Source organism: Longirhabdus pacifica (assembly GCF_004115085.1).
Lineage (GTDB): Bacteria > Bacillota > Bacilli > Paenibacillales > DSM-105158 > Longirhabdus > Longirhabdus pacifica.
On sequence record NZ_QXJP01000011.1, the window covers coordinates 101,682 to 118,632 of the forward strand.

General features: G+C 35.7%; 14 protein-coding genes. 7 read left to right on the forward strand and 7 right to left on the reverse strand.

Annotation, left to right across the window (positions count from 1 at the left end):
- Positions 1-343: 343 nt before the first annotated feature.
- The 7 genes from rsmG to rpmH form a co-directional block, all read right to left on the reverse strand.
- Positions 344-1,066 carry a 16S rRNA (guanine(527)-N(7))-methyltransferase RsmG gene (rsmG, locus tag D1Z92_RS10365; protein WP_128895598.1) on the reverse strand — a complete coding sequence of 241 codons (723 nt, stop codon included), beginning with the start codon at positions 1,064-1,066 and terminating at the stop codon, positions 344-346.
- A complete protein-coding gene (gene mnmG / locus D1Z92_RS10370; protein WP_128895599.1) occupies positions 1,066-2,961 on the reverse strand; it encodes a tRNA uridine-5-carboxymethylaminomethyl(34) synthesis enzyme MnmG in 1,896 nt (631 codons plus the stop codon). Before mnmG ends, rsmG begins: the two co-directional genes overlap by 1 nt.
- 25 nt (positions 2,962-2,986) lie before the next feature.
- On the reverse strand, positions 2,987-4,369 hold the full coding sequence (gene mnmE, locus D1Z92_RS10375; RefSeq protein ID WP_128895600.1) for a tRNA uridine-5-carboxymethylaminomethyl(34) synthesis GTPase MnmE: 1,383 nt from the start codon (positions 4,367-4,369) through the stop codon (positions 2,987-2,989).
- A 281-nt stretch (positions 4,370-4,650) separates the two neighbouring features.
- Entirely contained in the window at positions 4,651-5,262 is a 612-nt protein-coding gene (jag, locus tag D1Z92_RS10380; protein WP_128895601.1) for an RNA-binding cell elongation regulator Jag/EloR, read from the reverse strand.
- A 15-nt stretch (positions 5,263-5,277) separates the two neighbouring features.
- Positions 5,278-6,054 (reverse strand): membrane protein insertase YidC, encoded by a 777-nt coding sequence (locus tag D1Z92_RS10385; protein WP_128895602.1) that lies wholly within the window; start codon positions 6,052-6,054, stop codon positions 5,278-5,280.
- 61 nt (positions 6,055-6,115) lie between these two features.
- Positions 6,116-6,466, reverse strand: coding sequence for a ribonuclease P protein component (gene rnpA, locus D1Z92_RS10390; RefSeq protein WP_128895603.1), 351 nt, complete (start codon positions 6,464-6,466; stop codon positions 6,116-6,118).
- A 116-nt stretch (positions 6,467-6,582) separates the two neighbouring features.
- Positions 6,583-6,717, reverse strand: a complete 135-nt coding sequence (rpmH, locus tag D1Z92_RS10395; RefSeq protein ID WP_128895604.1) for a 50S ribosomal protein L34 — start codon at positions 6,715-6,717, stop codon at positions 6,583-6,585.
- 578 nt (positions 6,718-7,295) lie between these two features.
- Between rpmH and dnaA the strand changes: the two genes are divergently transcribed.
- The 7 genes from dnaA (at position 7,296) to gyrA (ending at position 16,513) form a co-directional block, all read left to right on the forward strand.
- The gene (gene dnaA, locus D1Z92_RS10400) at positions 7,296-8,642 is read left to right on the forward strand and encodes a chromosomal replication initiator protein DnaA (protein WP_128895605.1); all 1,347 of its coding nucleotides are present in this window, start codon (positions 7,296-7,298) and stop codon (positions 8,640-8,642) included.
- Positions 8,643-8,990: 348 nt separating this feature from the next.
- Positions 8,991-10,130 carry a DNA polymerase III subunit beta gene (dnaN, locus tag D1Z92_RS10405; RefSeq protein WP_128895606.1) on the forward strand — a complete coding sequence of 380 codons (1,140 nt, stop codon included), beginning with the start codon at positions 8,991-8,993 and terminating at the stop codon, positions 10,128-10,130.
- A gap of 43 nt (positions 10,131-10,173) precedes the next feature.
- Positions 10,174-10,389, forward strand: coding sequence for a S4 domain-containing protein YaaA (gene yaaA / locus D1Z92_RS10410; RefSeq protein WP_128895607.1), 216 nt, complete (start codon positions 10,174-10,176; stop codon positions 10,387-10,389).
- A 68-nt stretch (positions 10,390-10,457) separates the two neighbouring features.
- Positions 10,458-11,558, forward strand: coding sequence for a DNA replication/repair protein RecF (gene recF, locus D1Z92_RS10415; RefSeq protein WP_128895608.1), 1,101 nt, complete (start codon positions 10,458-10,460; stop codon positions 11,556-11,558).
- Positions 11,559-11,730: 172 nt separating this feature from the next.
- On the forward strand, positions 11,731-11,973 hold the full coding sequence (gene remB, locus D1Z92_RS10420) for an extracellular matrix regulator RemB (RefSeq protein ID WP_128895609.1): 243 nt from the start codon (positions 11,731-11,733) through the stop codon (positions 11,971-11,973).
- A 108-nt stretch (positions 11,974-12,081) separates the two neighbouring features.
- The gene (gene gyrB / locus D1Z92_RS10425; protein WP_128895610.1) at positions 12,082-13,992 is read left to right on the forward strand and encodes a DNA topoisomerase (ATP-hydrolyzing) subunit B; all 1,911 of its coding nucleotides are present in this window, start codon (positions 12,082-12,084) and stop codon (positions 13,990-13,992) included.
- Between the two features lie 25 nt (positions 13,993-14,017).
- Positions 14,018-16,513, forward strand: coding sequence for a DNA gyrase subunit A (gene gyrA / locus D1Z92_RS10430; protein ID WP_128895611.1), 2,496 nt, complete (start codon positions 14,018-14,020; stop codon positions 16,511-16,513).
- Positions 16,514-16,951 lie beyond the last annotated feature (438 nt).

Here is a 16,951-nt window from a genome sequence, read left to right on the forward strand (position 1 = left end):
ATTTACTATAGTAAAGTAGATAAATAAAAAGATATCACGCTATGATTTAAATCTATATAAAATGAAGAAATAGTGAAATACAAGTTTACGCCTCCGTTCCAAGGCGTAAAGCTTGATGTAGACAATTTCTCATCTTATGCATAGTAGTAATGCGTTAGTTAAACACATTTATTCAATTTATATTGTTTCTATTAATCAATTCTCCGAAAACAACTTGATTCCTGCTCATAATGAAGATTGTTCACAATGTTTCACGTGAAACATTGTGAATGAAACATATTAGAAACAATAAAAAAAGATTTATGTCCAACCTTCTTCACATTCAGCTCATTGTTGCTACTCACTAGACGAGTGGTTTTTTTAAAGGTGTTCCTGCTTTTCGTGGATACTTCTTTGGTGTCTTTGCTTTTTTATTTACCACTATAATTTGTCGTTTAGCTTCTTCTATAGGTAAAGTGAATTCATGCGTAGAGGTTAGCGATCCACCTAACTTCACAGCGCTAGATGCCGCATATTTATGTTCTTCATCTTCAATATTGGCCTTCAATGCAACGAAGCAACCTCCAACTTTGACAAACGGCAAACAAAACTCATTTAATACATTTAATTTTGCTACTGCTCGTGCCGTAGCCAAATCATAATGTTCTCTATGTTCTGTTTGCTGACCCACATCTTCTGCCCTACCGTGTAAGCAACTTACATCTTGTATGTGTAATGCATCAACAAGATGTTCTAAAAATGTAATCCTCTTTTTTAATGCATCTACAATCGTAATATGTAAATGAGGAAAAACTATTTTTAATGGTATAGAAGGAAAACCTGCTCCAGCACCAATGTCGATAATAGATTGTATATTGTTCATGGGTAGATAAAATGCTGGAGCTATGGAGTCGTAGAAGTGTTTAATAAACACTTCTTCTTTTTCCACAATTCCCGTAAGGTTAATCTTCTGATTCCACTCTATTAATTGCTCATAATACACTTCAAATTGTGTAAGTTGATCATCAGAAAGCGTTAATCCTTCTTTTTCTAACAAATGTTTGAGATGTTGCCCACTGTTACTCATTATATTTTACCTTCTTCAACTTTTGCTGTATTTTCAAGATAAACAAGTAGTATGGAAATATCAGCAGGAGTAACGCCAGAAATTCTTGATGCTTGACCGATAGACAACGGTCTGATTTCTGCTAGTTTTTGTCTCGCTTCCATAGCAAGACCATGAATACTGCTGTAATCCAAGTTGTCAGATAAACGTTTTCTTTCCATTTTACTCAATTTATCCACGTGCTGAAGTTGCTTATCTATATATCCTTTATATTTGATTTGAATTTCTACTTGTTCCTTCATTTCCTCATTTAATGGAAATGGTGATGGTGCAATGAGTTCTAGATCACTGTATTTTATTTGTGGTCTTCTTAATAGCGTTGCTGCTGGAATGGCATTATCTAATAAAGTCGTTTCTAACTTTTCTAGCAACGCTTGCACTTCATCCGTCGGTCTAATTTTTTCTTGTTCTAAGCGTTCTACTTCTTTTTGCACCATATCTCTTTTGTTTTCAAACTTCGCATAACGATCTTGTTGGATTAAACCTATTTCGTATCCGATATCCGTTAAGCGTAAATCAGCATTGTCATTTCTCAATAAAAGACGATATTCTGCACGTGAAGTTAACAGGCGATAAGGTTCATTCGTTCCTTTTGTAACAAGATCATCGATCAGTACACCGATGTAAGCAGATGATCGATCCAAAATGATAGGCTCTTTATTTTGTACTTTCCTACCTGCGTTAATGCCTGCCATTAAGCCTTGACCTGCAGCCTCTTCATAACCAGATGTGCCATTAATTTGTCCAGCTGTAAATAAATTTTCAACCCGCTTCGTTTCCAAAGAAGGGTACAATTGTGTCGGTACTATCGCGTCATATTCAATGGCGTACCCTGTCCGCATCATTTCTACTTTCTCTAGTCCAGGAATAGTGCGTAACATTTTCAGCTGCACATCTTCAGGCATACTGGTGGACAGGCCTTGAACGTAATATTCAGAGGTGAATTCCCCTTCTGGTTCCAAAAAGATTTGATGTCTTGGTTTATCACTAAATCGAACAATTTTATCTTCTATAGATGGACAGTATCTTGGTCCCGTCCCTTTGATTTCACCAGAATACATCGGAGCACGATGTAAATTTTCGTTAATGATTTCATGCGTTTTTTCCGAAGTGTACGTCAACCAGCATGGTAGTTGCTGCTGTTTGTTCTCCCCCGTTTTTGATTCAAATGAAAAGTATCGGGGGTTCTCATCTCCCGGTTGAATTTCTGTTTGTTCAAAATCGATCGTATCTTGATGCACACGTGGAGGGGTTCCCGTCTTAAATCTTACTAAATCAAAACCGTGCTGCTGTAAACTTTCTGAAAGTTTAAGTGAAGGTTGTTGATTGTTAGGGCCACTTTCGTATTGTAGTTCGCCCATAATCACTTTTCCTCTTAAATAAGTCCCCGTCGTAAGCACGACTGTTTTACTGTAGTACGTTGCCCCACTTTTCGTAATGACGCCTTTGCACACTCCATCTTCGACAATGAGTTCTTCCACCATACCTTGATGCATTTTTAAATTTGGCTCTTTTTCTAACGTTTCTTTCATCTTATGCTGATACATAAACTTATCGGCTTGCGCACGAAGTGCATGTACTGCAGGGCCTTTACCAGTATTAAGCATGCGCATTTGGATAAATGTCTTATCAATATTTTTTCCCATCTCTCCACCAAGTGCATCTATTTCTCTTACTACATGCCCTTTCGCAGGTCCTCCGATAGAAGGGTTGCAAGGCATAAAAGCAACCATATCTAAATTTATGGTGATGAGCATCGTATTACAACCCATGCGAGCAGCAGCTAATGCAGATTCACACCCTGCATGCCCTGCACCAATAACAATTACATCATATTCTCCAGCTACATATGTCACTATGCGGTCACCTCCAACATTACTTTTACTTTCCTAAACAAAATTGGGAGAAAATCTGATCTATTAATGACTCGTGTACGGTATCACCGACAATTTCGCCAAGACTTTCCCATGCTTGTTTAATGTCTATTTGTATCATATCTATAGGAATACTTGCTTTAGAACTTTCGATTGCATCTTGTAAAGATTGAATTGCTTGCTTCAAACAATGAATGTGTCGAACATTGCTTATATATGTCATATCATTCGACTCAATATTTCCTTTTGCAAACATTTCCGTAATTCTTTCTTCGAGCTTTCGTAATCCTGTATCTTCCACCACCGACATTTTTATAATTTGTTCACGAGGAACTAGCTGCTGCAATTGTTCTAAATCGACTTTACTCTCCAGATCTATTTTATTGACGATGATAATCATTTGTCGATCTTTTAATTGTTGTAGCAACTTTATTTCATCTGTATCTAAAGGTGTGTGGTTATTCACAACAAACAACACAAGATCTGCATCTTGTAAAGCAGCTTTAGAACGCTCTACACCGATTTTTTCGACAATATCTTCTGTCTCTCTTATCCCAGCAGTGTCCAATAATTTTATCGGTATACCATTTATCGTAATGTACTCTTCTATTACGTCTCTTGTCGTACCAGGAATATCGGTCACGATAGAACGGCTTTCTTGCACTAATATATTCAATAAAGATGATTTCCCTACGTTTGGTTTCCCTACTATGGCCGTTGCAATGCCTTCTCTCAATACTTTACCTTGCTTAGCAGCATGCAGCAAAGAAGAAATCCCCTCTATACTTTGATGACAATTAGTTCGGATATAAGCGTGCGTTAGATCTTCCACATCATGTTCAGGATAATCAATATTTACCTCGATATGTGCCATCAAACTAACTAAATCATCACGAAGTAATGCAATTCGATTGGATAGCATACCATCCACTTGTTTCAAAGCTAATTGTTGTGCTTTATCCGATTTAGAGCGGATAATATCTACAATTGCTTCTGCTTGAGCCAAATCAATGCGACCGTTGAGAAACGCTCTTTTTGTAAATTCCCCTGGCTCCGCAATACGAGCACCGTAATCAAGCAGCATTTGTAGAATAGCATTAATCGATATAAACCCACCATGTGAACTTATTTCCACCACATCTTCTTTCGTAAAAGATCTGGGTGTTCTCATGATTGTGACTAGGACTTCATCTATTTTTTCACCAGACTGTGGATCGTAAATATACCCATATTGTACACTGTGTGAGGGTGCATCCGTAAGTGGCTTTTTGCTTAAAAATATTTTATCCACTATGTTTATCGCTTCTGTACCACTCACCCTAGCCACAGCTATACCTGCCTCACCCACCGCTGTAGCAATCGCAGTAATTGTATCTGTTGATGCATTCATTCTCATCACCTTCTCCCTAATAATGTAACCGAACCCCTTCATTTATATAAGAAACAACGCAATGACACATGAAGAAACATACAAAATATAAAATACGTGCTACCTTATATTCTGCATGTGAATATGTCATTTAAAATGGTTTTTTTCTTGTTTACATATCGTACATACATATTCATATATCATAAAACAGGGGTAATTCTACTCAAAAATGAGTTTAGAACACCCCTGTCAACCATTATAAGCAAGCTTCTAGTACAAATAAGCGTGACGTAATATATACATTACTTTAACGTAATAATGATACGCCTATTAGGTTCTTCACCTTTACTATATGTCCTGACGTATTTGTGGTCTTGTAATTGTGCATGAATGATCTTTCTTTCGTGAGGATTCATCGGCTCTAACATCACATCTCGTTTTTGCTTCATAACCTTATCTGCTAACCTCAATGAAAGCTTCTCGAGTGTCTTTTTTCTCCGTGCCCTAAACTCCTCCGCATCCACAACAATTTTTATATATTTGTCGGAATAACGATTTGCAATAATTTTAACTAAGTATTGCAAAGCATCTAGTGTCTGCCCTCTTTTACCTATTAAGATACCGAGTTCAGAACCAGTTAAATTAAAATACAACATTCCATCTTTTTGTATGACGTTGACTTTAACATCAAGATCCATGGCATGAATAGCATCATGTATAAACGTTTTTGCTTCTTCAATAGGATCTTTCAATTTTAATTCAACCTTGGCTTCTTTGCTTCCAATTAAGCCTAAAAAGCCTTTAGATGGTTGTTCAACTACATGAATATTGACTTTATTTTTTGTCGTCCCTAGTTGCTTTAGTCCGTTTTCAATTGCTTTTTCAATCGATTTACCTGACACAGTAATTTTCATAAGGAAATCACACCCTTATTCTTTTTCTGGTCTCCCATATATAAAATAGGTTTGTATAATCGTAAAGATGTTACTATATACCCAGTAAAGCGGAAGAGCAGATGGAAAGTTAATTGCCATAATAAAGATAACAATAGGCAATATCATAAATACCACTTGCATTGGATTGTTTTTCATCGCACTAGGTTGCATGCTCATCATGACTTTTTGTTGTAAATAGGTCGTCAATGCAGCTAAAATCGGAAGAATATAATACGGATCTGGCTCACCTAATTGCATCCATAAGAAAGTCGCTTCTCTTATTTCAACATTCCACATAATTGCATAATATAGAGCAAATAATATCGGCATTTGTATCAGAAGTGGTAAACAACCACCCATGGGATTGACCCCATGTTTTTGAAACAACTTCATCGTTTCTTCTTGCATTTTTCTCGGATCATTCTTGTATTTTTCTCTTACCTTTTGTATGTCCGGTTGTATTTTTTGCATCGCCTTTGTACTGCGTGCTTGTTTCAAATTTAATGGTAGTAGTACAAAACGAATGATGATCGTCAAAACTAAAATCGAAATGCCATAACTATTTATAAAGTTATCAGCAAACCAATCTAATGAAAAAGATATCGGATAAACAAAATATTTAAAGAAAAAACCTTGATCTTTTATCTCCTCTGTCGTTTTGGGCTCAATTTCACCGATGTCACTACATCCAGCCAAAAATACTGAAAACAACAGGATGACGGATAAAATAATTCTAAGTTTGCGAGACAAAATGATGTTCCTCCTATTCATAACAACTCGTCCAATTTTGCTAATCTAACTATATCATAGAATGCAGCACAAGAAAACGCAATCAACGTTGCTTTTTAGAAATTAAACCCGCTTTTCGTAACACGTGCTTCATGCTGCTTTCCAATTGTTTATAGTTCATATTTAATGTTGCTTTTCGTGCCAATACAATAATATCTACATTAGATATAATATCATGTTTATGATGACGAAGAATTTCTTTCATGACTCTTCGCATTCGATTACGAACGACAGCATTTCCGATTTTTTTACTCACGACTACACCGACTCGAAAATGCTCTGTTCCTTTTGAAGGTTTCGAATAAACAACAAACTGATGATTGGCCATGGATTGACCATTACGATAAATACGCTTAAACTGTTCGTTTTTGGCTAATCTATATTTCTTCTCCATAATCTACTCTCTTTTCGAACCATTATCATCACATATAGCTTACTTTCTATCATTCCCTCAACTACATGGTTCAAACTTAACGCATAGAAAAAAGACCACAAGTTGTGGCCTTTGTCTTATGCGCTTAATACTTTTCTTCCCTTACGACGACGAGATGCAAGGACTCTACGACCGTTTTTTGTGCTCATTCTTTTACGAAATCCGTGCACTTTTTTACGTTTCCTTACATTCGGTTGAAAAGTTGGCTTCATCTATGCACACCTCCTTAGAGGAAATTCATCATTTAACGAACTATATTTCCCCAAAACACCTTATAACATTAAATCATTTTCATAACAAAAAGTCAATATATTTTACCTACCTTCAGTTAGATGATTTTAAATATCCACAAATCATGAAAGTTACCTTTTTATTTTTTTCTCCACAGTGGATAACTTCAACTTCATCTCTTCTCGTTGAAATTTGATGTATAACCCCGAAATAATGTGTGGATAATTTATTTTATACACATGAACTTTGTCGCATTTTCAACATTTTATAAACAGAATGTAGAATTGTTAATAAAAAAAATACACATTGGATTAACATTGTGGATAGTTGTGTATCCATCATTGAAAATCATGTATAAGTTTGATATGATAGTGTTACTTTTGTATGTGAATAGATCATATCTTATACTGAGTTTATCCACAAGGTGTGTATAAACTTGTGAACAAATCATTTAGCCTCTTATAAATACATCTGTTGATAATATAATATTGTGGATTATTCGACATTTTCTTTTATTATTTACAGGCTACCACGCTAAGGGTAGAAGGAGTGAACAATCGTGGAAAGCCAGAACAATTCAATATGGAATGAAGTTTTGAACATTATTCAAACAAAAATCAGTAAGCCTAGTTTCGACACTTGGCTTAAATCTACAAAAGCAGTCGTTCTTACAGATAGTAAACTTATTATTAGTGCTCCCTCTGTTTTTGCCAGAGATTGGCTGGAAAGTAGATACACTACCTTGATTCAAACTACGGTGCAAGAATATTTAGGAAAACAACTTCAGCTAAAAATTATTAGTGAAGAAGAAGAAAAAAATATAGAAACTGCACCCGTTGCTAAGGCAGTTACGAAAGAAAGTAATGAAGCAACCTTTGCAAAAATGCTCAATCCGAAATATACTTTCGATACTTTTGTTATTGGTTCTGGTAATCGCTTCGCTCATGCAGCGTCTTTAGCGGTGGCTGAAGCACCAGCCAAAGCATACAACCCATTGTTTTTATACGGTGGAGTAGGATTAGGTAAAACCCATTTAATGCATGCAATTGGGCATTATATATTGGAGCACAATCCTCAATCGAAAGTGGTGTATATTTCATCTGAAAAGTTTACGAATGAATTTATCAATGCTATTCGTGACAATCGCCCAGAAAGCTTTCGAAATAAATACCGAAATATAGACATCCTTCTTATTGATGATATTCAGTTTTTAGCTGGAAAAGAACAAACACAAGAAGAATTTTTCCATACATTCAATGCACTGCATGAAGCACGAAAACAAATTATTATCTCTAGTGACCGACCACCGAAAGAAATTCCTACATTAGAGGAAAGATTACGATCTCGATTTGAATGGGGACTCATTACAGACATTCAACCCCCTGATTTGGAAACAAGGATCGCCATCTTACGGAAAAAAGCAAAAGCTGAAAAATTAGATATTCCGAATGAAGCTATGCTGTATATTGCAAATCAAATCGATACGAACATTCGTGAACTTGAAGGTGCGTTAATTCGAGTTGTCGCTTATTCTTCTCTAATTAATGAAGATATTACTGCGCATCTTTCAGCTGAAGCTTTGAAAGACATTATTCCAGTTAATAAGCCAAGAATGATTACGATTCAAAAAATTCATGAAGAGGTAGGCGCTTACTACAGCGTTAAAATTGAAGATTTTAAAGCACGTAAAAGAACAAAAGCTGTAGCATTCCCAAGACAAGTAGCCATGTATCTTTCCAGAGAACTGACGGACTTCTCTTTACCTAAAATAGGGGAAGCATTTGGAGGGAGAGACCATACTACTGTCATCCATGCGCATGAAAAGATTTCACGAATGATAAAAGAAGATGCCGATCTCTATAAATCCATCAATCTTTTAATTAATAAAATTAAAAATCATACCTAATATATAACAAGAAAAACGATGGGATATAAGTTTACGCCTAAGTTGCAAGGTAAAAGGTGTGATTTGGAGATTTCTCTATCTTATGATCAACGGTAATACGTTGTATGCAAAAATTCATGCAACGTATTATAGAGGTATTTTATACACAAACAACTAACAAATGATCTTGTTAAAAACAATCCATGCCTATGCACAAGTTATCAACATGTGGATAGGCATCATTTCGTATGTATGCACCACATATCCACAAATTCACAGGCCCTACTATGATTACTATATAATAAATTATTATTATATGCGTCCTGTGCAGTACATAGAACCAGTTTTAAAGAAGAGGTGTTTTGAAAAATGAAATTTACTATTAATACATCAACGCTAAATCATCATATTCAACATGCAGCAAAAGCAATATCTAACAGAACAACGATACCTATTTTAACGGGAATCAAAATGGAAGCAACCAATGTAGGGATTTACTTAACTGCAAGTGATACGAACATTTCTATTCAAACTCACATTCCATTAGAAGATGAAGAACATGTTATCGCAGAAATTACAGCAACAGGAAGTGTCGTTCTACCTGCTAAATTACTAACAGAATTAATTCGAAAGTTACCTAATAAACAAGTGGAAGTGGAAGTAAAAGATAATTTTCAAACGATGATTCGATCTGGACAAACGGAAGTAGAAATCAACGGGCTTGATCCAGAAGAATATCCACTATTACCAAGTATTAATGAAAACAACACGTTGGTTATTTCCAGTGATATTTTGAAATTAATGATTAAAGAAACTATTTTCTCCGTTTCACATGATGAAAGTGCAGCTATCTTAACTGGAGTTATGTTTAGTTTAGATCATGGCAAATTAACGTTTACAGCAACAGATCGTCATCGATTAGCTTTAAAAGAAATGCATGTGGAAAGCGCAGCTGATATTACGTTCAAAAATATCGTCGTTTCAGGTAAAAATTTGAATGAGTTGTATAAAATTTTATCCGAACAAAGCGAAGCCATTCATATTATCGTATCAGATAACCAAATATTGTTTAAAATAAATAATATATTATTTTACAGTCGCATTTTAGATGGAGTGTATCCTGATACGACGAGAATCATCCCTGCTCAAAGCAAAACAGATGTCATTGTAAATAAACAAAAATTACTGCAAGCGATTGATAGAGCTAGTTTATTGTCTCGAGAACAAAACACAAACATCGTAAAAATGACAGTAGACGAAAACAATGGCATTAGTATTTCTTCCAGTTCCTCCACGTTTGGAAAAATAAATGAAGAAATCAAAATGGATGAGTTTTCTGGAGATGAAGTTAACATTTCGTTTAACTCCAAATATATGCTGGACGTTTTGAAAGTGCTAGACGCTGAGCAAGTGAAAATTAAATTTACAGGTGCGATGAGTCCTATCTTAATAACACCAGAAGATGATAACGAATGTGTGTTTCTTATCCTTCCTTATCGTACAGGCTAAATCTATGCACTATAAAATTTAAATATGCTTAAGGATGGTAAAGATGAAAGCAATTAATATTCAAGATGAGTTTGTTACACTAGGACAGATTTTGAAAATGGTGGATCTCATATCCACAGGTGGTCAAGCAAAAATGTTTTTACAAGATGTAGTGGTTAGAGTGAATGGTGAACATGATCAACGAAGAGGACGTAAGTGTTACATCGGAGATAAAGTGGAAATAGAAGGACATGATACGTATACCATTTCGAAAAATTAAGTGGTTGTATACATTACTTCTGTATCATGAAAATCTGATTTGATTAACATCCTACAGGGGGAGTAGTGTTGTTTGTAAAAGAAATCAAGCTCGCTCATTATCGAAACTACAATCAAGCACATATTGAACTAGATCCATCTATTAACCTCATTATTGGGGAGAATGCACAAGGTAAAACGAATATATTAGAGTCAATTTATGTGCTTGCTTTAACCAAATCACATCGAACACACAATGATAAAGAACTTATTCAGTGGTCGCATGAAGAAGCAAAACTGAGTGCAGAAATACAAAAAAAATATGGTCCTATTCAATTGGATTTATCCATATCACAAAAAGGGAAAAAGGCAAAAGTTAACCATTTAGAGCAAAAAAAATTAAGCACGTATATCGGGGCTCTAAACGTCGTTTTATTTGCGCCAGAAGATTTGAATATTGTAAAAGGTTCTCCTGCGATAAGAAGAAGATTTCTGAATATGGAGATAGGGCAAGTCTTTCCAACTTACGTCCATCATCTTTATCAATATCAAAAGATTTTAACCCAGCGGAATCATTGCTTAAAAAAGATACAGTCATCTTCAGATGAAGCCATGCTTGCGATATGGAATGAACAATTAGCGACAGAAGGTACTAAAATCATCTTGAAACGTCAACAATTTATAAAGACGTTAGAAAGTTGGGCCAATCAAATTCATTTCAGTATAAGCAACGGTAAAGAACAGTTACGCATTAAATATGAAACAGGGCTTCCACTCGAGGATATAAAAGATGCATCTATGTTAATGGAGCAATTTATGATAAAGTTAACACAGATGCAAAAACAAGAAATCAAAAGAGGAATGACATTAGTAGGACCTCATCGTGACGATTTACGTTTTTATATAAATGATAAAGAAGCCAACATATACGGCTCACAAGGTCAACAACGTACGGTGGCTCTATCCATTAAACTCGCGGAAATTGAATTAATTCATCAAGAAGTTGGAGAGTATCCGATACTTTTATTAGATGATGTACTATCCGAATTAGATCAATTTAGACAAAATCAGTTGATCGATACATTCAATGGGAGATTACAAACGATTGTGACGACAACTAGCGCGGACAGTATTGATACGAATAAGCTAAAAGCCTCTACTTTTGAAATTCATGACGGCAACGTTCATTAACATATGATCATTTTTAATACTATTTTTTTTACGTTAGTGAGATGTTTTATATTTTTAAGTCTATGCTTGCTGTAAAAAATTTGTTCTTCTATACGTAACGTTATAGTTTGCAATCATTTTCATTTTATATATAGTTATAACCACATGTCTTAAGAAAGTAAGGAGAAAAATAGTGCATATTCATATTGGTGGAGATAGAGTAATATATACAAACGAGCTTATCGCTATTTTAGACAGCTCCGTTGTTCCGTATATTCAAGAGAAAGATAATCATACTTCCCAAACCTCAAGTGATAACAAATCCAATATTGTTTATATTACGAAAGAAAATCCCAAATCAATCGTAATAACGGTGAAAGAAATATACTATTCACCCATTTCTTCCTCTACTTTAAAAAAGAGACTATACCTTTAATTATTTACCCTTGTATCTATGGATACGTGTTATACATTGAAAACGTATGAAAGCAAGTATTTACTCACAAAGAAGAAAGTTAAATTAGAAGTAGGTGACGATTAACTCATGACACTTAACCAGCATACGTATGACGAAAATCAAATTCAAGTTCTTGAAGGGTTAGAAGCTGTTCGTAAAAGACCAGGCATGTACATTGGATCTACAAGTGTAAAAGGTCTTCACCATCTCGTATGGGAAGTTGTAGATAACAGCATCGATGAAGCACTTGCAGGTTATTGTAATAAAATAACCGTTATCGTTCATGAAAATAACAGTATTACCGTCGAAGATAATGGTCGCGGTATTCCTGTTGGTGAACATGCAAAAATGAAAAAGCCTGCACTAGAAGTCGTAATGACCGTTCTTCATGCTGGAGGTAAATTTGGTGGCGAAGGATACAAAGTATCTGGAGGACTTCATGGTGTAGGTGTGTCCGTTGTAAACGCTTTGTCATCCAAAGTAATAGTAAAAGTAAAAAGAGACGGCAACATTTATCAACAAGAATATCGTCGAGGAGTTCCAGAATACGATTTGAAAATTGTTGGGGAAACGGAAGAGACCGGTACGATCACTACTTTTCAGCCAGACCCTGAAGTATTCACGGATACGATCGTCTATGAATATGAAACATTACAAACAAGAATACGGGAATTAGCTTTTTTGAATAAAGGCATAGAAATTGTGTTAATCGATGAACGATCAGATAAAAGTGATACGTTTAAATATGATGGTGGAATCGTTTCATTCGTAGAATATTTAAATCGTTCTAAAGAACCCATTCACCCAGCACCGATCTACATTGAAGGTGAAAAGGAACATATTCAATTTGAGATTGCTTTGCAATATAACACTAGCTATAGCGAGCACATATACTCCTTTGCGAACAACATTAATACGCATGAAGGTGGGACGCATGAATCTGGATTTAAAAGTGCGTTAACGAGAGTCATTAATGACTATGCTCGTAAAAACAATTTAGTTAAAGATAATCATTCTAATTTCACTGGAGATGATGTTCGAGAAGGTCTAACTACCATCATTTCCGTTAAAATACCTGAACCACAATTCGAAGGACAGACCAAAACGAAATTAGGGAACAGTGAAGTTCGTGGTATAGTAGAATCTAGTTTTGCAGAAAAACTGCATGAATTTTTGAATGAGAACCCTGCGATTTCAAAAAAATTGATCGAAAAATCATTGCAAGCAGCGAGAGCAAGAGAAGCAGCTAAAAAAGCAAGAGAGCTCACAAGAAGGAAGAACGCATTAGAAGTAAGTTCACTTCCTGGTAAGCTTGCGGATTGCTCATCAAAAGATGCTTCCATTAGCGAATTGTATATCGTCGAGGGAGATTCTGCGGGCGGTTCCGCAAAACAAGGTAGAGATAGACACTATCAAGCCATCTTACCTTTACGCGGAAAAATTCTTAACGTAGAGAAAGCACGCTTAGATCGGATCTTATCCTCTACGGAAATTAGAGCGATCATCACCGCACTAGGAACAGGTATTGGAGAAGATTTCGATATCGAAAAAGCAAGATACCATAAAATTATTATTATGACCGATGCTGATGTGGATGGAGCGCATATACGAACGCTACTACTCACATTTTTGTATCGTTACATGAGAGAAATTTTAGAAGCAGGTTACATCTATATTGCTCAACCTCCACTTTTCAAAATTGAAAAAAATAAAGTGATTCGTTACGCCTATAACGAAAGTCAAAAGAACGAAATTTTTGACGAGCTTGGAAATGAAGGCAAAATCAATGTGCAGCGTTACAAAGGACTTGGTGAAATGAATGCCGAGCAATTGTGGGAGACGACGATGGATCCTGAAAGCCGCACACTACTTCAAGTAGAAATTGAAGATGCTATGAAAGCAGATGCGATATTCGATACGTTGATGGGTGATAACGTGGAACCAAGACGTGAATTTATTCAAGAACATGCTAAATTCGTCGAAAATTTGGATGTTTAATTAGTATAATGTAAGGAGGATTAGCATGGCGGATCAACCACAATCTAAAGTGAAAAATAGAGACATAAGTGAAGAGATGAGAAGTTCATTTATGGACTATGCGATGAGCATTATCGTAAGTCGTGCATTGCCAGACGTAAGAGATGGCCTAAAACCTGTTCATCGAAGAATTTTATTTGCAATGTCTGAACTAGGAATGTCTCCAGATAAACCATATAAAAAATCGGCAAGAATTGTAGGAGAAGTTATCGGTAAATACCATCCACATGGCGATCAAGCTGTTTATGAAACGATGGTTAGAATGGCGCAAGATTTTTCATTACGTTATATGCTCATTGATGGTCATGGTAACTTCGGTTCTATTGACGGTGATGCTGCAGCTGCAATGCGTTATACCGAGGCGAAATTATCTAAAATCTCTATGGAGATGTTAAGAGACATACAAAAAGATACGATTGATTTTACAGAAAATTATGATGGTGAAGAGAAGGAGCCAACGGTATTACCTGCAAGGTTCCCTAACCTTTTAGTAAATGGGGTTTCTGGTATCGCTGTAGGTATGGCCACCAACATTCCACCGCACAATTTAAACGAAGTCATCGATGGAACATTGGCTTTAATCCAAAATCCAGACATTACTCCTGTAGAGTTGATGCAATATATTAAAGGTCCAGACTTTCCTACCGGTGCCTACTTGTTAGGAAACTCAGGAATAAGACAAGCCTATACGACAGGTAAAGGTTCTGTCATTATGAGAGCAAAAACAGAAATAGAAGAAGTAAACAATAAATCTAGAATTATCGTGACAGAAATACCGTATCAAGTCATCAAAGCTAGGTTAATTGAAAAAATCGCAGAGTTAGTGCGTGATAAAAAAATTGACGGCATTACAGACTTACGTGATGAATCCGATCGTAACGGAATGCGCATCGTCATCGAGCTAAGACGAGATGTAAATGCTAACGTTGTGCTCAATAACTTATATAAGCAAACGGCATTACAAACTTCTTTCGGTATTAACATGCTTGCTATCGTAAATAACGAACCGAAAGTATTAAATATTAAAGATATCTTATATCATTATTTGCAACATCAACTTGAAGTTATTAGACGCAGAACGCAATATGATCTGAATAAAGCAGAAGCAAGAGCTCATATTTTAGAAGGATTAAGAATTGCGCTCGATAATTTGGATGAAGTCATTAAGTTGATTCGTGCTTCCAGTACGACGGAGATTGCAAGAAATGGGTTAATAGAACAATTCCAGTTATCTGTGGAGCAAGCACAGGCAATCTTGGATATGCGTTTGCAGCGTTTAACGGGACTCGAAAGAGAAAAGATCGAAAATGAATACAATGAATTGCTAGTAAAAATAGCAGATTTCAAAGATATTTTAAGTAATGAACATCGAGTGTTGGATATTATCAGCACGGAGATGAACGAAATAAAAGAAAAATTTGGTGATGAGAGAAGAACCGAAATCACAATGTTTGGTGATAATATTTTGGATGAAGATCTCATACCACAAGAAGACGTTGTTGTTACTTTATCTCATTCTGGCTATATCAAAAGACTTCCTGTGTCCACTTATCGTAGTCAAAAGAGAGGTGGAAAAGGCGTCATCGGGATGGATACGAAAACAGATGACTTCGTAGAACATCTATTTATATCGAATACGCACCATTATTTGTTGTTCTTCACCAATAAAGGAAAGTGCTATCGATTAAAAGCTTATGAGATCCCTGAATTAGGTCGAACCGCAAGAGGGACACCGATCATTAATTTGTTGCAAATTGAGCAAGGAGAATCGATAAGTGCTATCATACCTGTTGAGTCATTCGATGAACCTGATCTAAATTTATTTTTTGCTACAAAAGACGGTATCGTGAAGAAGACAGCACTAAAAGACTTCTCTAATATTAGAAAAGCAGGATTAATTTCTTTAACGTTGAAAGAAAATGATGAGTTAATCAGCGTTAAATTAACAAATGGAGAAAAAGACATCATTATTGGAACAAGCGATGGAATGTCCATACGTTTCCCTGAGAGTATGGTTAGACAAATGGGAAGAACAGCAGCAGGTGTCAAAGGTATTACGTTAAGTGGTGATGATACTGTAATTGCGATGGACATTATTGTTGATGATCTAGATATCCTTATTGTTACATCTAAAGGTTATGGTAAAAGAACCCCAGTAGATGAGTATCGTACACAATCCAGAGGCGGTAAAGGTGTACGTACCATCAATGTTACAGATAAGAATGGTAAGGTAGCCGGATTGAAAGTTGTACAATCTGACGAGGACTTGATGATTGTAACAACATTAGGTAGTGTCATAAGGACGGATATGAATGATATATCTCGAATGGGTAGATACACGCAAGGGGTTAAACTTATTCATATTCGCGAAGATGATGAAGTTTCTACTGTAGCACAAGCTAAGAAAGAAGAAGTAAATGAAGAAGATCTAATAGAAGAAGACAATGCAACAACAGATAACAATCAAGATGATAATGAATAGTAGATAATATAACGCTGAGTTTTCAAACAAGCTCAGCGTTATTTTTATGTATGAGTTAAGGGATTTTCGGTCCAGTATATGGTTGTTACTCAATTAAAACAATTTAATGCAAAAAAATATAAAAATAGTATTGCAAAGCAGTTGCAAGGTGTGTTATATTAGTACTCGCCGCTTCAAACGGGCGGCAAACAAGCAACACCAAGCAAGATGAAACAACACGGAAACAACACAAGCTCTGCTTCATATCTATAAAGAGTGAGACGGAAAATAACTTGTCGAAATGTTGAAAAAAACACTTGCAAAGCAAAACACGATATGATATATTGATTAGGCCGCTGTTGAGGCGGGCAACACAATCAAGCAAATAGCAACACACAACATTTGCACTTTGAAAACTGAATCGCAAGCGAGTCCAACAAGATTCTTCTTATGAAGAAT

Coding starts and splice junctions, on each gene's coding strand:
- rnpA (WP_128895603.1), bottom strand. CDS start 6,466: ATGGAGAAGAAATATAGATTAGCCAAAAACGAACAGTTTAAGCGTATT.
- yaaA (WP_128895607.1), top strand. CDS start 10,174: ATGAAAGCAATTAATATTCAAGATGAGTTTGTTACACTAGGACAGATT.
- gyrB (WP_128895610.1), top strand. CDS start 12,082: ATGACACTTAACCAGCATACGTATGACGAAAATCAAATTCAAGTTCTT.
- rsmG (WP_128895598.1), bottom strand. CDS start 1,066: ATGAGTAACAGTGGGCAACATCTCAAACATTTGTTAGAAAAAGAAGGA.
- jag (WP_128895601.1), bottom strand. CDS start 5,262: ATGAAAATTACTGTGTCAGGTAAATCGATTGAAAAAGCAATTGAAAAC.
- mnmE (WP_128895600.1), bottom strand. CDS start 4,369: ATGAATGCATCAACAGATACAATTACTGCGATTGCTACAGCGGTGGGT.
- D1Z92_RS10385 (WP_128895602.1), bottom strand. CDS start 6,054: ATGAATAGGAGGAACATCATTTTGTCTCGCAAACTTAGAATTATTTTA.
- gyrA (WP_128895611.1), top strand. CDS start 14,018: ATGGCGGATCAACCACAATCTAAAGTGAAAAATAGAGACATAAGTGAA.
- rpmH (WP_128895604.1), bottom strand. CDS start 6,717: ATGAAGCCAACTTTTCAACCGAATGTAAGGAAACGTAAAAAAGTGCAC.
- dnaN (WP_128895606.1), top strand. CDS start 8,991: ATGAAATTTACTATTAATACATCAACGCTAAATCATCATATTCAACAT.